The sequence below is a fragment of the Enterobacter sp. MGH 24 genome (genome assembly GCF_000493015.1).
Classification (GTDB): domain Bacteria; phylum Pseudomonadota; class Gammaproteobacteria; order Enterobacterales; family Enterobacteriaceae; genus Enterobacter.
Map to the genome: position 1 here is coordinate 2,347,922 of NZ_KI535657.1, position 16,436 is coordinate 2,364,357.

Genomic DNA, 16,436 nt, shown 5'->3' on the forward strand with positions numbered 1-16,436 from the left:
ACAATGGCTCATTACCTGAGTTTGTTTGTGCGGGCGGTGTTTGTTGAAAACATGGCGCTCGCGTTTTTCCTCGGCATGTGTACGTTCCTTGCCGTGTCTAAAAAGGTCTCCACGGCATTTGGCCTGGGCGTGGCGGTCACCGTTGTGTTGGGGCTTTCGGTTCCGATTAACAATCTGGTGTACAACTTTGTGCTGCGGGACGGCGCGCTGGTGGAAGGGGTTGATCTCAGCTTCCTGAACTTCATCACCTTTATCGGGGTGATCGCCGCGCTGGTGCAAATACTCGAGATGATCCTCGATAAGTACTTCCCTTCGCTGTACAACGCGCTGGGGATCTTCCTGCCGCTGATCGCGGTGAACTGCGCCATCTTTGGCGGCGTCTCGTTTATGGTTCAGCGTGATTACAACTTCAGTGAATCCGTGGTGTACGGTTTTGGTTCCGGCATCGGCTGGATGCTGGCGATTGTCACCATGGCGGGGATCCGCGAGAAAATGAAATATGCCAACGTGCCTGCGGGTCTGCGCGGCTTAGGGATCACCTTTATCACCACCGGGCTGATGGCGCTGGGCTTTATGTCCTTCTCCGGTGTGCAGCTATAAGGGCTAACAGATGGAAATTATCCTTGGCGTGGTGATGTTCACGCTGATTGTACTGGTGCTGTCAGGGCTGATTCTGGCGGCGCGCGCGAAGCTGGTAAATTCCGGTGACGTGGTGATTGATATTAACGACGAGCCGCAGAACCAGATCCGCACACCTGCGGGGGACAAGCTGCTCAACACGCTCTCCGGCAACGGCATTTTTGTCTCCTCAGCCTGCGGCGGCGGTGGCTCCTGCGGGCAGTGCCGCGTGACGGTAAAAGAGGGCGGTGGCGATATCCTTCCCACCGAGCTGGCGCACATCACAAAGCGTGAGGCAAAAGAGGGCTGCCGTCTGGCCTGCCAGGTCGCGGTGCGTCAAAACATGAAGATCGAGCTGCCGGAAGAGATCTTCGGCGTCAAAAAATGGGAGTGCGAGGTTATCTCTAACGATAACAAAGCCACCTTTATTAAAGAGCTAAAGCTGCGGGTGCCGGAAGGGGAAGATGTTCCGTTCCGCGCCGGGGGATACATTCAGATTGAGTGTCCTGAGCATACCGTGGCGTATGCGGACTTCGACGTGCCGGATGAATACCGCGCCGACTGGGACAAATTCAATCTCTTCCGCTTTGTATCGGAGGTAAAAGAGCCAACGCTTCGCGCCTACTCGATGGCCAACTACCCGGAAGAGAAGGGCATTATCATGCTCAACGTGCGTATCGCCACGCCGCCACCGAATGTGCCGGACGCACCGCCGGGGGTGATGTCGTCATACATCTGGTCTTTGAAGCCGGGAGATAAGGTGACCATCTCCGGTCCGTTTGGGGAGTTCTTCGCGAAAGATACCGATGCGGAAATGGTCTTTATTGGCGGCGGTGCCGGTATGGCCCCGATGCGCTCGCACATCTTTGACCAGCTCAAGCGGCTGGGTAGCCAGCGTAAGATCAGCTTCTGGTACGGGGCGCGCTCGCTGCGCGAGATGTTCTATGATGATGAGTTTGAACAGCTGGCGCGTGAAAACCCGAACTTTACCTTCCACGTTGCGCTTTCCGATCCGCAGCCGGAAGATAACTGGACGGGCTACACGGGGTTCATCCACAACGTGCTGTATGAAAACTACCTCAAGCAGCACCCGGCGCCTGAGGACTGCGAGTTCTATATGTGTGGTCCGCCGATGATGAACGCCGCCGTGATTAAGATGCTGAAAGATCTCGGCGTCGAAGATGAGAACATCATGCTCGATGATTTTGGAGGCTGATGATGCTGACGTTTCTGGTAACCTTTGTGGTTTTTGTGCTTGTCATCTTCGGCATGTCGTTAGGCTGGATCATTAAGCGGAAAAGCATTCAGGGCAGCTGCGGCGGTATTTCCTCCATTGGGATGGAAAAGGTCTGCGACTGCCCGGAACCGTGCGATGCGCGAAAGAAAAGGATGGCCCGCGAGCAGCAGCGCATTATTTAGTCGTGTAGGTCGGGTAAGGCGAAGCCGCCACCCGACAATTCCCAAGCACACTTCTCAACCCTTATTTATTTACTGTATACTTATCCAGTGATGAGTGAGGGCTTACTATGCGCAAAATAATCCATGTCGATATGGACTGCTTTTTTGCCGCAGTGGAGATGCGTGACAACCCGGCGCTGCGGGATATTCCCATCGCCATTGGCGGCAGCCGCGTTCAGCGTGGTGTCATCAGCACCGCCAACTATCCTGCGCGCAAATTTGGCGTGCGCAGCGCGATGCCGACGGCGATGGCCTTAAAGCTTTGCCCTCATCTCACGCTTCTGCCCGGCCGGTTTGAAGCCTATAAAGAGGCTTCCCTTCATATTCGGGAAATCTTCTCCCGCTATACCTCTCTGATTGAGCCGCTGTCGCTGGACGAAGCCTATCTGGATGTGACCGACAGCGTGCACTGCCACGGCTCCGCCACGCTGATGGCTCAGGAGATCCGCCAGACGATTTTCAACGAGCTGAATCTGACGGCGTCTGCGGGCGTCGCGCCCGTGAAATTCCTCGCCAAAATTGCCTCCGATTTAAATAAGCCCAACGGTCAATACGTCATTACGCCTGACGAGGTGCCTGCGTTTTTGAAAACGCTGCCGCTCGGCAAAATCCCCGGGGTAGGAAAAGTTTCCGCCGCAAAGCTGGAAAGCATGGGGCTACGGACCTGCGAAGACGTGCAGCGAAGCGATCTCGCTATGCTGCTCAAGCGCTTTGGGAAGTTTGGCCGCGTGCTGTGGGAGCGCAGCCAGGGAATTGACGATCGCGATGTGAACAGCGAGCGGCTACGTAAATCCGTCGGCGTTGAGCGCACCCTCATTGAAGATATTCATGACTGGTCCGAATGCGAAACCATTATCACGGAACAGCTTTACCCGGAGCTGGAACGACGCTTAAGCAAGGTGAAGCCGGACCTGCTGATTGCCCGTCAGGGTATCAAATTAAAATTCAACGACTTCCAGCAGACCACGCAGGAACACGTCTGGCCGCGTCTGAATAAGGACGATCTCATTGCGACGGCGAAAAAGGCATGGGAAGAGCGCCGGGGCGGGCGAGGGGTGAGGCTGGTGGGATTGCACGTCACGCTGCTGGATCCGCAGTTAGAGCGACAGCTGGTTTTGGGATTGTAAAAAAGCCCGGTGCGCTACGCTTACCGGGCCTACGTTTTTCACCCTCGAGAGGGCTGGGGTGAGGGTATTACTTAACAGGGATCGCTTTCAGCAGCTCAGTCAGCAGCGTCCAGTAGTGACCGACGCTTTCGATATGAACCTGCTCATCCGGCGAGTGCGGACCGGTAATGGTTGGCCCGATGGACACCATATCCATATCCGGATACGGTTTCTTGAACAGACCACATTCCAGACCGGCGTGGATCACCTGAATGTTCGGGGTGCTGTTGAACAGACGCTGGTAGGTTTCACGCACCAGCGCCATCACCGGAGAACTTGCATCCGGCTGCCAGCCCGGGTAGCTGCCTTTTGCAGACGTTTTCGCGCCCGCCAGCGTGCCCAGAGATTCCAGCATGCTCACCACGTACTCTTTACCGCTGTCGATCAGCGAACGGATCAGGCAGATGATTTCCGCGCTGTCGTCGCTCATGGTCACCACGCCCACGTTCAGTGAGGTTTCCACCACGCCTTTCGCCACGTCAGAATTGCGGATCACGCCGTTTGGCGTCGCGTTCAGCAGCTGAACGAAGGTGTCACGAGACTGCGCGGTCAGCGCGGCTTTATCCGTAGATACGGATTCCAGCACCACGGTCAGGTTTTTCTCTTTCGCCGACAGTTCGTTTTTCAGGATATCCAGGTATACGCTGGAGAGTTTTTTCAGCTCGTCCGCTTTTGCCGCCGGAACGGCTACGGTGGCGAAGGCTTCACGCGGGATCGCGTTGCGCAGGGTACCGCCGTTGAAGTCCACCAGACGCAGATCCAGCTCGGCCGCGTGGCCTGCCAGGAAGCGCGCCAGCAGCTTGTTGGCGTTACCCAGACCCAGGTGAATATCACCGCCGGAGTGGCCGCCTTTCAGCCCTTTCAGCGTCAGCTTGAAGGTCTGGAAGCCCGCAGGAATTGCTTCACGCGACAGCGGCAGGGTAGAGATGAAATCAATCCCGCCCGCGCAGCCCATGTAGATCTCGCCTTCTTCTTCGGAGTCGGTGTTGATCAGGATGTCCGCCTGCAGCCAGTTCGCCTGCAGACCGAACGCGCCGTCCATGCCCGCTTCTTCAGTCATGGTCAGCAGCACTTCCAGTGGACCGTGCTCAACGCTGTCGTCAGCCAGTACGGCCAGCGCAGAGGCCATACCGATGCCGTTATCCGCGCCCAGCGTGGTGCCGCGTGCTTTCACCCAGTCGCCGTCGATGTACGGTTGAATCGGGTCTTTGGTGAAGTCGTGAACGGTGTCGTTATTCTTCTGTGGCACCATGTCCAGGTGCGCCTGCAGCACAACCGGTTTACGGTTTTCCATGCCTGCGGTAGCAGGTTTGCGGATCAGAATATTGCCAACCTGGTCACGTTCAGCATGCAGACCTTTTTCCTTCGCCCAGCCCATAATATGTTCGGCAAGCTGTTCTTCATGATAGGAAGGGTGTGGAATGGAACAGATTTTTGCAAAAATATCCCACAGCGGCTGCGGAGATAATTGAGACAGTTCAGACACGATAAGTCTCCTTGTCGAGGCGCTGCAAACAGGGTTGCAGGTCACAGGGTTAGCAGGTTAATAGTTACCACAAGTCAGGCTTGCGAGATGAAACTGAGAATACCACTTTCTCTGCCGGCTGGTAGCATAAAGCATGTAAAAACTCAGGCAGAGGGCGCTAAACACTGGTTTTTAGTGCGTCAGATCTCTATAATCTCGCGCAACCTATTTCCCCCTCGAACACTTTTTAAGCCGTATAAAAACAGGCTGGGACACTTCACATGAGCGAAAAATACGTCGTCACCTGGGACATGTTGCAGATTCACGCACGCAAACTGGCTGCGCGTCTGATGCCTTCCGAACAGTGGAAAGGCATTATTGCCGTCAGCCGTGGCGGTCTGGTACCGGGGGCGCTGCTGGCACGTGAGCTGGGTATTCGTCATGTCGATACCGTTTGCATCTCCAGCTATGACCATGATAACCAGCGTGAGCTGACCGTGCTGAAACGTGCGGAAGGCGACGGTGAAGGTTTCATCGTTATTGATGACCTGGTAGATACCGGCGGTACTGCGGTCGCTATCCGCGAAATGTATCCGAAAGCCCATTTCGTCACTATCTTCGCGAAACCTGCTGGCCGCCCGCTGGTTGACGATTACGTGATTGATATCCCGCAGGATACCTGGATTGAACAGCCATGGGATATGGGCGTGGTCTTCGTACCGCCTATTTCAGGCCGTTAATACCAGTACGTAACTTTACACGCCCGGCTATGTCGGGCGTTGTTCTTTTTGGCCTGCCACGCGTTACAATAGTCTTCATATGACGTATTCATGGAGGCAACGCAATGACGCAGGCGAATCTCACCGAGACTCTCTTCAAACCCCGTTTCAAACACCCTGAAACGTCGACGCTGGTGCGTCGCTTTAATCCGGGGACCCAGCCTGCCGTCCAGTCCGCGTTAGACGGTAAAAACGTGCCCCACTGGTATCGCATGATTAACCGCCTGATGTGGATCTGGCGCGGTATCGACCCCCGTGAAATTCTTGATGTGCAGGCACGTATCGTGATGAGCGAAGCCGAACGGACCGACAGCGAACTCTACGATACGGTGGTGGGCTACCGTGGCGGAAACTGGATCTACGAGTGGTCTAAACAGGCGATGCTCTGGCAGCAAAAAGCCAGCCAGGAAAAGGATGCCACGCGCAGCGGCAAGCACTGGCTGCATGCTGCCAATCTCTATACCATTGCCGCGTACCCGCATTTAAAAGGGGATGAACTGGCGGAGCAGGCTCAGGCGCTGGCGAATCGCGCTTATGAAGAGGCGGCGCAGCGTTTGCCGGGCCAAATGCGCGAGCTTGAGTTCAGCATTCCAGGCGGCGCACCCGTCACCGGGTTCCTGCATATGCCGGAAGGCGACGGCCCGTTCCCGACCGTACTGATGTGCGGTGGGCTGGATTCGCTGCAGATCGACTATTACAGCCTGTATGAGCGCTACTTCGCACCAAAAGGGATCGCGATGCTGACGCTTGATATGCCCTCAATCGGTTTCTCATCCAAATGGAAACTGACGCAGGATTCGAGCCTGCTGCACCAGCATGCGCTAAAAGCGCTGGAGAACATTCCGTGGGTTGACCACACCCGCGTGGCGGCATTCGGCTTCCGTTTTGGCGCGAACGTCGCGGTGCGTCTGGCTTACCTGGAATCTTCTCGTCTGAAGGCCGTCGCCTGCCTTGGTCCGGTCGTTCACGCCCTGCTCAGCGATCCGGCACGTCAGGGGAGCGTACCTGAAATGTACCTTGATGTGCTGGCCAGCCGTCTTGGCATGCATGATGCATCAGACGAGGCGCTGCGCGTTGAACTCAATCGCTACTCGTTAAAAACGCAAGGGTTGCTGGGACGTCGCTGCCCGACGCCGATGCTGTCGGGGTTCTGGAAAAACGATCCGTTCAGCCCGGAAGAAGAGTCGCGCTTAATCACTTCGTCATCTGCGGATGGCAAATTGCTTGAAGTGCCGTTCAGCCCGGTCTATCAGAATTTCGACAAAGCGCTGAAAGAGATTACGCGCTGGATCGCTCAGAGATTGTGTTAATAGATTGCTAAATTTCGCTGGTTTGGTAAAACAGTGGCTTCACAAAAGGAGATCGCAATGACGTTACCGAGTGGACACCCGAAAAGTAGACTGATTAAGAAGTTTATGGCTCTCGGCCCGTATATTCGAGAAGAGCAGTGTGAAGAAAATCGCTTTTTTTTCGACTGCCTGGCTGTATGCGTCAACGTGAAGCCTGCACCTGAAAAACGTGAATTCTGGGGCTGGTGGATGGAAATGGAAGCAGAGGAAAAACGCTTTACGTATAGCTACCAGTTTGGCCTGTTTAATAAAGACGGCAACTGGCAGGCTACCTCTATTAAAGATCAGGAAGTGATTGACCGCCTGGAATATACGCTAAAAGAGTTCCACGATAAGGCTCGCGCGCTGCTGGCTACTCTGGATCTCAAGTTCGAACCTGCGGATGACTTTTCCAGCGAAGCGGTGAAGCTGACTGCCTGATGGTGTCACAGCGCCGGGTGGCGGCTACGCCTTACCCGGCCTACAAAAACGAACGATCTCGTAGGCCCGGTAAGCGTAGCGCCACCGGGCAATAAAAAACCGGCATTAAGCCGGTTTTTTTTATTTCGCATCATCAGAACTGGTAGGTCATGCCCACGGCAACGATGTCATCGCTGCTCACGCCCAGTTTATTTTTGTCGTCAATCTGGTTGATTTTATAATCAACAAAGGTGGACATATTTTTGTTGAAGTAATAGGTCGCGCCAACGTCAATATATTTCACCAGATCTTCGTCACCAATACCTTCGATATCTTTGCCTTTAGACTGGACATAACCCAGGGACGGGCGCAGACCAAAGTCGAACTGATATTGCGCAACAACTTCAAAGTTCTGCGCTTTATTTGCAAAGCCGCCAGAAATTGGCGTCATATTACGGGTTTCTGAATACATCGCTGCCAGATAAATATCGTTCGCGTCATATTTCAGACCGGTAGCCCACGCTTCGGCTTTCTGACCCTGGCCACGCGCCAGCAGGTTCTGAGCATTGGTGCGGTCAGAGTTGGTGTAGGCGCCGCTGACGGCGAAATCGCTGCCGCCGAAGTCATAGGTCAGAGAGGTTCCAAAACCGTCACCATTCTGTTTCTTGGCGTCACGGTTTTCATTTTTGCCCTGGTACTGCAGCGTCATGTCCAGACCGTCAACCACGCCGAAGAAGTCGGTGTTGCGGTAGGTCGCCAGGCCAGTAGCACGCTTGGTCATGAAGTTATCGGTCTGCGCGGAAGAGTCGCCGCCGAATTCAGGGAACATATCGGTCCATGCTTCGACGTCATACAGGGCACCCAGGTTACGACCGTAATCCAGTGAACCAACGTTTTTCAGCTTCAGGCCCGCAAATGCCAGACGCGTCTTCTGAGAGGAGTCGCTTTCAGCTTTGTTACCTGCAAATTCAGATTCCCAACGGCCATAGCCCGTCAGCTGATCGTTAATCTGCGTTTCGCCTTTAAAACCGAAACGAACGTAAGTCTGGTCGCCATCTTTAGTGTCATCATCACTTAGGTAGTGCATGGCTTTCACTTTGCCGTACACGTCCAGCTTATTACCATCTTTATTATAAACTTCAGCTGCGTGAACGGATGCAGAAGCCACTACGCCCATAACCATTAATGCCAGAGTGCTCTTTTTCATTTTCGATCCTGTCTTATAAACGCGCTAAAAAAATTCGCTGGACGATAAGCTCATGCTTAAGTCCCGTGAAAAAACAGGAAGGGTTTTATCGTTCTGGAGTGAAACTTTTATGACAAACTAAGAATAATTTTAAAAAACTGTGATTTATTATTTCGGTAATAAAAGTGTCAAATTCTCCCGCTACGCTTCCTGATCCCGCGCAACAAAGTGTTTCGCGATGTGCTAAGGCAGTTGGCAACGGGGCTGACTCCTGTTAAAACGTTCGTTCGACATTACTTTCCCTTATCGTTGAACGGCAGAGAATCATGAGTGACAGCCAGACGCTGGTGGTAAAACTCGGTACCAGTGTTTTAACAGGCGGATCGCGCCGCCTAAATCGCGCCCACATTGTTGAGCTTGTACGTCAGTGCGCTCAGCTGCATGCCGCAGGGCATCGTATTGTGATTGTGACCTCCGGGGCGATTGCCGCCGGGCGTGAACACCTGGGTTACCCCGAACTCCCCGCGACGATCGCTTCCAAACAGCTGCTGGCCGCGGTGGGGCAAAGCCGACTCATTCAACTCTGGGAACAGTTGTTCTCCATCTATGGCATCCACGTCGGGCAGATGCTGCTGACGCGTGCGGATATGGAAGACAGAGAGCGCTTCCTGAACGCCCGCGATACCCTGCGCGCGCTGCTGGACAACAACATTGTTCCGGTCATTAACGAGAACGATGCCGTTGCCACCGCTGAAATCAAAGTGGGTGATAACGATAACCTCTCGGCGCTGGCCGCGATTCTGGCCGGAGCCGATAAATTACTGCTTCTGACCGATCAGCAGGGGCTGTTCACCGCCGATCCGCGTTCGAACCCGGAAGCCGAGCTGATTAGCGACGTTCACGGCATCGACGATGCGCTGCGTGCGATCGCCGGTGACAGCGTTTCAGGCCTCGGAACGGGCGGTATGGGGACCAAGCTGCAGGCCGCTGACGTCGCATGCCGCGCTGGTATCGACACCATCATTGCGGCCGGCAGCCGCCCTGGCGTGATTGGTGACGTGATGGAAGGCATCTCCGTCGGTACCCGCTTCCACGCCCAGGAATCGCCGCTGGAAAACCGCAAGCGCTGGATATTTGGCGCGCCTCCTGCTGGCGAACTCGTCGTTGATGAAGGGGCAACCGCCGCGATTCTGGAACGAGGAAGTTCATTACTTCCTAAAGGAATTAAAAGCGTGACAGGCAACTTCTCCCGTGGTGAAGTGATCCGTATCCGTAACCTCGAAGGCCGCGACATCGCCCACGGCGTAAGCCGTTATAACAGCGATGCCCTGCGCCGCATCGCGGGTCACCACTCACAGCAGATCGACGCCATTCTGGGCTATGAATATGGCCCGGTTGCCGTACATCGCGATGACATGATTATTCGTTAAGGAGCCAGAACATGCTGGAACAAATGGGCGCAGCCGCGAAGGCCGCCTCTTACAAACTGGCGCTCCTTTCCAGCCGCGAGAAAAACCGCGTGCTGGAAAAAATCGCTGATTATCTTGAATCGCAGTCCCAGGAAATTTTGCTCGCCAACGAGCAGGATTTACTGGAAGCGCGTCGTAACGGTTTGAGCGAAGCGATGCTCGACCGTCTGGCGCTGAATCCGGCACGCCTGAAAGGCATCGCCGACGATGTGCGTCAGGTTTGCAATTTGGCCGACCCGGTAGGGCAGGTGATCGACGGCGGGCTGCTCGACAGCGGTTTACGCCTGGAGCGCCGCCGCGTGCCGCTCGGCGTTATCGGCGTTATTTATGAAGCCCGTCCAAACGTGACGGTGGATGTCGCCTCCCTATGTCTGAAAACCGGTAACGCCGCTATTCTGCGCGGTGGGAAAGAGACATGGCGCACCAATGCCGCGACGGTGAAAGTCATTCAGCAGGCGCTGGAAGAGTGTGGCTTACCCGCGGGTGCCGTACAGGCGATCGAGAGCCCAGACCGCGCGCTGGTCAACGAAATGCTGCGCATGGACAAATACATCGACATGCTGATCCCACGCGGCGGCGCGGGCCTGCACAAGCTGTGCCGCGAGCAGTCGACGATCCCGGTGATCACCGGCGGTATCGGCGTGTGCCATATCGTGGTGGACGACAGCGCGGAGATTGAACCGGCGCTGAAGATTATCGTTAACGCGAAAACCCAGCGTCCAAGCACCTGTAACACCGTAGAAACGCTGCTAGTGCATCAGGATATTGCGAATACCTTCCTCCCAGCCCTGAGCAAACAGATGGCCGAGAGCGGTGTGACGCTGCATGCTGACGCCAGTGCGCTCGCACTGCTGAAGGATGGCCCGGCTAACGTTGTTCCCGTAAAAGCGGAGCAGTACGACGACGAGTTCCTGTCACTGGATCTGAACGTGAAAATCGTTGCCGATCTCGACGACGCCATTGCGCACATCCGTGAACACGGCACGCAGCATTCCGACGCGATCCTGACGCGCACCCTGCGCAATGCCGATCGCTTCGTGAACGAAGTGGATTCCTCTGCGGTCTATGTGAATGCCTCAACGCGCTTCACCGACGGCGGCCAGTTCGGCCTCGGCGCTGAGGTGGCGGTCAGCACGCAGAAACTGCACGCGCGCGGTCCGATGGGGCTGGAAGCGCTGACCACGTACAAGTGGATCGGCTTCGGTGACGATACGATTCGTGCGTAAATAATCACGGGTGATGCAAAAATAGCCGTTTGATTCAAAAGGGCATTGACGCATCACCCGGATAGATCTAACCTTTTGCCCCGTGGTTACACTCGTAACCGGCCTCTCAGGGCCGATATAGCTCAGTTGGTAGAGCAGCGCATTCGTAATGCGAAGGTCGTAGGTTCGACTCCTATTATCGGCACCATTTCAAACTCTTCCCAAGTCTACCGAAATCAACTAAAAGCCCGTATACTGCGGTTTCTGGCTCGTATCTTATCTCCTGTTATCAACTGGACTCAACCGAAATCAAGTTGCAGTTGGGGGCATAAGTGGGGGCATTCTATGTTCGGTCCAGGGAGATGCCCCCAATGAAGCTAAATGCACGACAGGTAGACGCTGCTAAACCCAGAGAGAAAGCCTACAAGCTGGCAGATGGTGCTGGTTTGTATCTTGAGGTTGTGCCCTCTGGTTCTCGATACTGGCGAATGAAATATCGCTTCAATGGAAAAGAGAAGCGTATGGCTTTTGGTGTTTATCCAGCAGTGTCTCTCGCACAAGCGAGGGCGCTACGTGATGAAGCCAAGAAAAAACTGGCCGAGGGTATCGATCCATCGTTTGCCAAGAAAGAAGAAAAGCTGGTTCGAAATGTGCAGCTCAATAATACGTTTCAGGCTGTGGCACTTGAATGGCATGGAACGAAGGTGAGCAGATGGTCAGAAGGTTATGCCTCAGACATTATCGAAGCCTTTAATAAAGATATTTTTCCCTATATCGGCCAACAACCGGTGAATGAAATCAAACCGCTGGTTCTGCTTAATGTGCTGCGTCGAATGGAAAGCCGTGGCGCGACAGAGAAGGCTAAGAAGGTTCGCCAGCGCTGCAGCGAAGTTTTTCGTTACGCCATCGTTACTGGCCGTGCGGAATACAACCCTGCAGCAGATCTAACCAGCGCGATGTCAGGGCATGAATCAAAGCATTATCCCTTCCTGACTGTTGAGGAGTTACCAGACTTCTTTAAAGCCCTCGCAGGCTACACAGGAAGCCCGTTAGTTGTTCTTGCAGCACGTCTTCTGATCCTTACGGGAGTTCGCACTGGCGAGCTCCGAGGTGCTTCCTGGAGTGAGTTTGATCTTGAAAAAGCGGTGTGGGAAATACCTGCCGAGCGTATGAAGATGAAACGGCCCCATCTTGTCCCCCTTTCTACCCAAGCGCTGGAAATCGTACAGCAGCTCAAAGTGATGACTGGGCAATATCCACTGGTATTCCCAGGGCGAAATGATCCCCGCAAAACGATGAGCGAAGCGAGTATAAATCAGGTGTTCAAGCGGATTGGATATACGGGGAAGGTAACAGGGCATGGTTTTCGTCACACGATGAGTACCATCCTGCATGAAGAAGGCTTTAACTCAGCGTGGATTGAAACGCAGCTTGCGCATGTGGATAAGAACGCGATACGTGGGACTTACAACCATGCGCAGTATTTGGAGGGGCGTAGGGAAATGATGCAGTGGTATGGGAATTATCTGCACACTTTTATTGTTGATAGAGATAGTACAAATTCCTTTCCACAACTAAAAACCATCAATATGTAATGTGTTAATTATATTTATTAATGCAGAAGCCATTGATGATATTTAAAGAAGATAAAAATAAATATGGTGCATATTTTAATATGCACCAGTATTTCCTAGCGATAAAGACCCTCTAGTTGGGGTAACTTGAAAAAGTAAGATGGTTCAGAGTTCTTAAATGCCCCAGTCGAGTTTTGGCGTAACTCCGCATTAATTAATACGCAGCATTTCTCAGCTCTTGTAATACCAACATAATGAAGGTTTGTTTCTTGCGGAAGGCTGGGATATAGTGCTGTATTTCTATCAACTTCATTAACTGATCTATATGGAAAAGACCATTCATCCATATCCAAATGCAATACTATTTTAAATTCAAGCCCTTTAGACTTATGAAGGGTCATGACTTGAACTTCATTTTTATCTAATGGCATAAACTGCTTTAAGTAAATATCGTCTGATATAACGTCCAAAACTGCATTATCATTAGGTATAGAAAACTGAATGTTTAGCATTTCAGCGATTTCGTGGAACTTATTAATTAGTTCCTCATTTGTTAGTTTACCCCTGAGGGTTTTAATTTTTTTCTTAATAAAAACTGATGATTGTCATTTATATTCAATCCATCAAATACTTTATTAATTAACTCTTGCGCAGTACCTATGGCCTTATACCTATACGCTAGAAGGTCTTTATATAAATCCGAACATTCTGTGCCCAGTTTATCTAATGGTGTATCAATATAAACTCTAAAATTTGATGTTAATCCTGAGCATAATAATAGCAATGATTGCTCTTTTCTTGCAAATATAGCTACTTGACCTACACCCCGTTGATTCCCACAGATTGTTCTCATTAACGTCCGCTCCTGGCACAAAACTGACATCCCAACCTGTATCAGATCATTAAAATTGCCATAAGTTAAGCCAGTAACTCTCTGGTATGACGTAGCGCTTGCGCATCAGGCAGGACAGCCAAATTTGATGTTCGCTGAAAGCTGGTTGGTCCCAGGCGCAATGCCTATTGTCAGCTTGCAGGTGAAATAATAACAGAAGGCCTATCCAATGCGTGTTATAAGCGAGTATGAAAACCTCCACACTGGTGGTTGAGAGGCATGGCATGAAATTACGAATCACAAGAGCAATCGGCCTCAGCAGGTTCTCGCCACGTTGGGTTAAGGTTATCTGTTTACGATTAGCAAAAAATGATATTGAGCGCTCCCTCAATGCTCTTCTGGCCAACATTGATGAATCTGAGCTCTCTCCAGAGCAAGTCAAAGCGTTTAGGGAATGCGTTGACAGGATTAACCTGGCACGGGGTAAGGGGATGCAGGCGTGAGCACTTTTAATTAAGCATTTTTCGATGTTGCTTTGGCAATGATGGCTTTTATCCAAAAAATTTGGCAGGTGAAAAGTAGTCTAAGCGTTTGATAAAAGGTAAGCCCAAACCATATATGCGCGGCGCGTTTGCAGCGCAAGTATCGATGACAGGCCGACACGGGCGGAGCTCTCGAAAGCCACATATGAGCCAATGAAGGCTGATGGGAGCTCATAGGGATTAAACTGTCCACTATGAGCGAAAAACGGACCTTCAAATCCGAACCGGTTCAATTGATTAACCTTGGCTGTCAGTCAAGCCATCGTTAACATGAATCCGATCGAAAATTCCTTATCGCATTTTTACAAATACGCAGTGGCAAGAAAGATAGATTCTGGCTCATGACAAGTTGAGTTGTTCATTTGTATAAAGAGACTTCGCCTTCAGGACGCGTTTTGAACCTGCGATGCATCCACAGGTATTGCTCAGGAGCACGGAGAATTTCACGCTCGATGATCTTGTTCATATAAGCCGCTGCGGCGACCTTATCTTCCCCTGGATAACCTGCCAACGGATTGCTGATATACATGTGATAACCTTTTTTATCGCTACGTCGAACCATGCTAAGTGTGATCAAGTGTGCACCAGCGAGTTTTGACAGAGCATACGTTCCGTTCGTCGTGGCTGCTTTTTTTACCGAGAAAAAAGGTGCAAAAACGCTTCCCTTAGACCCATAATCCTGGTCTGGTGCAAACCAAACGGCTTCACCTGCTTTTAGCGCATGAACAAAACCTGATAAATTACGTCGATTAATCATAGCCTTATTTGAACGCATACGCCCTTTTGTCTGTACCCATTCCATTAATGGATCATTGTGTGGGCGATACGTTGCCATCATAGGATGGCATAACCCCATTACTCTTCCACACAACTCAAGGGACATAAAATGAATCCCGACAACCATTACTCCTTTTGTCGCGCCGGTCAGGTTTTCAAGCCCTTCGACATCAAACCATTTTTTGACTCTCGCATCGCTCCAGAACCAGGCCATTCCTGTTTCCATCAGTCCCAGCCCGAGAGAAACAAAGTTTTTATTGACCATCTGGCTCCGGGCAAACGGTGTCATCTCGGGAAAGCACAGTTCGATATTTCTAATCGCAATTCCTTCCCGGCGTTTCAGAAAGGGTCTGGATATTTTTCCAAGGCCAGAGCCCAGAGTATGTAAAACCGGGTAAGGAAGTTGAACGAGAAGCCACAGCAGACCCAAACCAGACCAGGTAAGCCAGTGGCGAGGATGAAGTAAATTATGAGTAAAAGTCTGTGCCATAAATTTCCTTAATGCTAATGAAGGTTATAACGCAAAAGGAAAACAATGAAGCAATTTGTCTTTAGCGATACATTTTGTTTTAGACAATTTAAAGTCATCTAAATTCAGAAAAAAATAACTTTGCAATGACTGGTAAAGAATTTAAAGAGTCAGGAATGAATTGTAAGCCAGCAAAGTTATTCTGTTATAAATCCATGTTTTATCATTGATACTCAAGAAATTGTCTTCTTGATTCATCATCATCAAGGTACTCAAAAGAAAGAAGCCGAATTTTGGTAAGTTTATAAAACCACTCACAATCGTTTCGTTGAATAATTTCGCCTGGTTTGAAACATATCCCGGATGCCACCCGAATAATCGCATATTTACCATTACTAAACCTGACCCGGTGAATACAGAAAGGTTGGCCAGCCTGCCCGTGACAGCTGTTCGACAGGATATGTCCTTCAATAAAAACAGATTTTTTAGATTTCATTATCATACCCTCGACAACTGCAGTACAGGAGGAACGTTGTCATTTTCCGACATCACTGACGTTACGTGGCAGAAGCCGTTCAGCCGCCGATACACCAGCATTCTGAAGGTCTGAACAACAGTCCGCAGGCAGGGCACTCAAGAACCGCATCTTTTCTTAGTTTACCTGCTTTCTGATCGGCTCTGTATGCGCATACCGGGCAGGCAACATGAACCGGTCTTTCTTTAAAATACCTGAGCCCATTTGTATAAGACATAAATAATTCTCTGAGAAATATAGTAATTATTATACGCTTTAATATAAAAATAACTGGCATAAGTTATGTTAAGTTGTGTCTGAATGAGGTTATCAGATATTGAAAATTGAACGTCTGATTTATGGTACACTACCCTTCCGTGAGAAATTTAAGATGAAATCAGAAGACACCCTTGACTGGTATCCGGCACAACTACCGCCTGTGAAAATTATTCTTGGCGAAGCCGTGCTGGCTGTGGGTAAACAGGGCCGACCGATTAATACCCGCACCTTGCTGGAATACCTTCAGGTCATGCAGGACAAACAAAAAAGGCGGGATGACAAAATCGCCATGCAGACTGCGATTGATGTTCTCAGGGATAATCAGCGCATTAACGGCAGACGTTAATGCACCTCC

19 protein-coding genes and 1 tRNA gene are annotated in these 16,436 nt (G+C 51.5%); 13 read left to right on the forward strand and 7 right to left on the reverse strand.

The window, feature by feature from the left end:
- The first annotated feature begins 3 nt into the window (after nucleotides 1–3).
- The 4 genes from nqrE (at nucleotide 4) to dinB (ending at nucleotide 3,203) form a co-directional block, all read left to right on the forward strand.
- Nucleotides 4–600, forward strand: a complete 597-nt coding sequence (nqrE, locus tag L370_RS10785; RefSeq protein ID WP_023334613.1) for an NADH:ubiquinone reductase (Na(+)-transporting) subunit E — start codon at nucleotides 4–6, stop codon at nucleotides 598–600.
- Nucleotides 601–610: 10 nt separating this feature from the next.
- Nucleotides 611–1,834 (forward strand): NADH:ubiquinone reductase (Na(+)-transporting) subunit F, encoded by a 1,224-nt coding sequence (nqrF, locus tag L370_RS10780; RefSeq protein WP_023334614.1) that lies wholly within the window; start codon nucleotides 611–613, stop codon nucleotides 1,832–1,834.
- Between the two features lie 2 nt (nucleotides 1,835–1,836).
- The gene (nqrM, locus tag L370_RS10775) at nucleotides 1,837–2,037 is read left to right on the forward strand and encodes a (Na+)-NQR maturation NqrM (protein ID WP_023334615.1); all 201 of its coding nucleotides are present in this window, start codon (nucleotides 1,837–1,839) and stop codon (nucleotides 2,035–2,037) included.
- Between the two features lie 107 nt (nucleotides 2,038–2,144).
- Nucleotides 2,145–3,203, forward strand: a complete 1,059-nt coding sequence (gene dinB / locus L370_RS10770) for a DNA polymerase IV (RefSeq protein ID WP_023334616.1) — start codon at nucleotides 2,145–2,147, stop codon at nucleotides 3,201–3,203.
- A gap of 67 nt (nucleotides 3,204–3,270) precedes the next feature.
- On the opposite strand, the gene pepD is transcribed toward dinB, so the two are convergent.
- The gene (pepD, locus tag L370_RS10765; RefSeq protein ID WP_023334617.1) at nucleotides 3,271–4,728 is read right to left on the reverse strand and encodes a cytosol nonspecific dipeptidase; all 1,458 of its coding nucleotides are present in this window, start codon (nucleotides 4,726–4,728) and stop codon (nucleotides 3,271–3,273) included.
- A 260-nt stretch (nucleotides 4,729–4,988) separates the two neighbouring features.
- Here pepD and gpt point away from each other — a divergent pair, with 260 nt between their 5' ends.
- From gpt to crl, 3 genes are all read left to right on the forward strand, one after another.
- Entirely contained in the window at nucleotides 4,989–5,447 is a 459-nt protein-coding gene (gpt, locus tag L370_RS10760; RefSeq protein WP_010427903.1) for a xanthine phosphoribosyltransferase, read from the forward strand.
- Nucleotides 5,448–5,551: 104 nt separating this feature from the next.
- On the forward strand, nucleotides 5,552–6,796 hold the full coding sequence (gene frsA, locus L370_RS10755; protein ID WP_023334618.1) for an esterase FrsA: 1,245 nt from the start codon (nucleotides 5,552–5,554) through the stop codon (nucleotides 6,794–6,796).
- Between the two features lie 57 nt (nucleotides 6,797–6,853).
- A complete protein-coding gene (crl, locus tag L370_RS10750; protein WP_023334619.1) occupies nucleotides 6,854–7,255 on the forward strand; it encodes a sigma factor-binding protein Crl in 402 nt (133 codons plus the stop codon).
- 133 nt (nucleotides 7,256–7,388) lie between these two features.
- Here the strand turns inward: crl and phoE are convergent, their stop codons facing one another.
- On the reverse strand, nucleotides 7,389–8,441 hold the full coding sequence (gene phoE, locus L370_RS10745; RefSeq protein WP_023334620.1) for a phosphoporin PhoE: 1,053 nt from the start codon (nucleotides 8,439–8,441) through the stop codon (nucleotides 7,389–7,391).
- 305 nt (nucleotides 8,442–8,746) lie between these two features.
- Here phoE and proB point away from each other — a divergent pair, with 305 nt between their 5' ends.
- The 4 genes from proB (at nucleotide 8,747) to L370_RS10725 (ending at nucleotide 12,689) form a co-directional block, all read left to right on the forward strand.
- Entirely contained in the window at nucleotides 8,747–9,850 is a 1,104-nt protein-coding gene (gene proB, locus L370_RS10740) for a glutamate 5-kinase (RefSeq protein WP_023334621.1), read from the forward strand.
- 11 nt (nucleotides 9,851–9,861) lie between these two features.
- A complete protein-coding gene (gene proA, locus L370_RS10735; protein WP_023334622.1) occupies nucleotides 9,862–11,115 on the forward strand; it encodes a glutamate-5-semialdehyde dehydrogenase in 1,254 nt (417 codons plus the stop codon).
- Between the two features lie 111 nt (nucleotides 11,116–11,226).
- Nucleotides 11,227–11,302 (forward strand) — tRNA-Thr (locus L370_RS10730).
- 163 nt (nucleotides 11,303–11,465) lie between these two features.
- Entirely contained in the window at nucleotides 11,466–12,689 is a 1,224-nt protein-coding gene (locus tag L370_RS10725; RefSeq protein WP_023326746.1) for a tyrosine-type recombinase/integrase, read from the forward strand.
- A gap of 95 nt (nucleotides 12,690–12,784) precedes the next feature.
- Here the strand turns inward: L370_RS10725 and L370_RS23695 are convergent, their stop codons facing one another.
- Together L370_RS23695 and L370_RS23700 are read right to left on the reverse strand one after the other, a co-directional pair.
- Nucleotides 12,785–13,180, reverse strand: a complete 396-nt coding sequence (locus tag L370_RS23695) for a 3'-5' exonuclease (RefSeq protein ID WP_230861973.1) — start codon at nucleotides 13,178–13,180, stop codon at nucleotides 12,785–12,787.
- 41 nt (nucleotides 13,181–13,221) lie between these two features.
- The gene (locus L370_RS23700; protein ID WP_255344012.1) at nucleotides 13,222–13,521 is read right to left on the reverse strand and encodes a hypothetical protein; all 300 of its coding nucleotides are present in this window, start codon (nucleotides 13,519–13,521) and stop codon (nucleotides 13,222–13,224) included.
- 263 nt (nucleotides 13,522–13,784) lie between these two features.
- On the opposite strand from L370_RS23700, the gene L370_RS23555 reads away from it, so the two are divergent.
- Complete coding sequence (locus L370_RS23555) at nucleotides 13,785–14,003, forward strand: hypothetical protein (RefSeq protein WP_032666698.1); 219 nt, start codon at nucleotides 13,785–13,787, stop codon at nucleotides 14,001–14,003.
- Nucleotides 14,004–14,400: 397 nt separating this feature from the next.
- Here L370_RS23555 and lpxP read toward each other — a convergent pair whose 3' ends face one another.
- The 3 genes from lpxP to L370_RS23815 all read right to left on the reverse strand — a co-directional run bounded on the left by lpxP (nucleotide 14,401) and on the right by L370_RS23815 (nucleotide 16,100).
- The gene (lpxP, locus tag L370_RS10720; RefSeq protein WP_023329314.1) at nucleotides 14,401–15,309 is read right to left on the reverse strand and encodes a kdo(2)-lipid IV(A) palmitoleoyltransferase; all 909 of its coding nucleotides are present in this window, start codon (nucleotides 15,307–15,309) and stop codon (nucleotides 14,401–14,403) included.
- A 202-nt stretch (nucleotides 15,310–15,511) separates the two neighbouring features.
- Entirely contained in the window at nucleotides 15,512–15,784 is a 273-nt protein-coding gene (locus L370_RS23560) for a hypothetical protein (protein ID WP_016239704.1), read from the reverse strand.
- 79 nt (nucleotides 15,785–15,863) lie between these two features.
- Nucleotides 15,864–16,100, reverse strand: coding sequence for a YnfU family zinc-binding protein (locus tag L370_RS23815; protein WP_350309020.1), 237 nt, complete (start codon nucleotides 16,098–16,100; stop codon nucleotides 15,864–15,866).
- A gap of 93 nt (nucleotides 16,101–16,193) precedes the next feature.
- Here L370_RS23815 and L370_RS10715 point away from each other — a divergent pair, with 93 nt between their 5' ends.
- Complete coding sequence (locus tag L370_RS10715) at nucleotides 16,194–16,427, forward strand: hypothetical protein (RefSeq protein ID WP_004132711.1); 234 nt, start codon at nucleotides 16,194–16,196, stop codon at nucleotides 16,425–16,427.
- Nucleotides 16,428–16,436: the final 9 nt, after the last annotated feature.

Coding starts and splice junctions, on each gene's coding strand:
- frsA (WP_023334618.1), top strand. CDS start 5,552: ATGACGCAGGCGAATCTCACCGAGACTCTCTTCAAACCCCGTTTCAAA.
- L370_RS23560 (WP_016239704.1), bottom strand. CDS start 15,784: ATGAAATCTAAAAAATCTGTTTTTATTGAAGGACATATCCTGTCGAAC.
- L370_RS23700 (WP_255344012.1), bottom strand. CDS start 13,521: ATGAGAACAATCTGTGGGAATCAACGGGGTGTAGGTCAAGTAGCTATA.
- nqrE (WP_023334613.1), top strand. CDS start 4: ATGGCTCATTACCTGAGTTTGTTTGTGCGGGCGGTGTTTGTTGAAAAC.
- L370_RS23815 (WP_350309020.1), bottom strand. CDS start 16,100: ATGCCAGTTATTTTTATATTAAAGCGTATAATAATTACTATATTTCTC.
- crl (WP_023334619.1), top strand. CDS start 6,854: ATGACGTTACCGAGTGGACACCCGAAAAGTAGACTGATTAAGAAGTTT.
- L370_RS10725 (WP_023326746.1), top strand. CDS start 11,466: ATGAAGCTAAATGCACGACAGGTAGACGCTGCTAAACCCAGAGAGAAA.
- proB (WP_023334621.1), top strand. CDS start 8,747: ATGAGTGACAGCCAGACGCTGGTGGTAAAACTCGGTACCAGTGTTTTA.
- L370_RS10715 (WP_004132711.1), top strand. CDS start 16,194: ATGAAATCAGAAGACACCCTTGACTGGTATCCGGCACAACTACCGCCT.
- lpxP (WP_023329314.1), bottom strand. CDS start 15,309: ATGGCACAGACTTTTACTCATAATTTACTTCATCCTCGCCACTGGCTT.
- gpt (WP_010427903.1), top strand. CDS start 4,989: ATGAGCGAAAAATACGTCGTCACCTGGGACATGTTGCAGATTCACGCA.
- L370_RS23555 (WP_032666698.1), top strand. CDS start 13,785: ATGAAATTACGAATCACAAGAGCAATCGGCCTCAGCAGGTTCTCGCCA.
- nqrM (WP_023334615.1), top strand. CDS start 1,837: ATGCTGACGTTTCTGGTAACCTTTGTGGTTTTTGTGCTTGTCATCTTC.
- phoE (WP_023334620.1), bottom strand. CDS start 8,441: ATGAAAAAGAGCACTCTGGCATTAATGGTTATGGGCGTAGTGGCTTCT.
- L370_RS23695 (WP_230861973.1), bottom strand. CDS start 13,180: ATGCTAAACATTCAGTTTTCTATACCTAATGATAATGCAGTTTTGGAC.
- dinB (WP_023334616.1), top strand. CDS start 2,145: ATGCGCAAAATAATCCATGTCGATATGGACTGCTTTTTTGCCGCAGTG.
- nqrF (WP_023334614.1), top strand. CDS start 611: ATGGAAATTATCCTTGGCGTGGTGATGTTCACGCTGATTGTACTGGTG.
- proA (WP_023334622.1), top strand. CDS start 9,862: ATGCTGGAACAAATGGGCGCAGCCGCGAAGGCCGCCTCTTACAAACTG.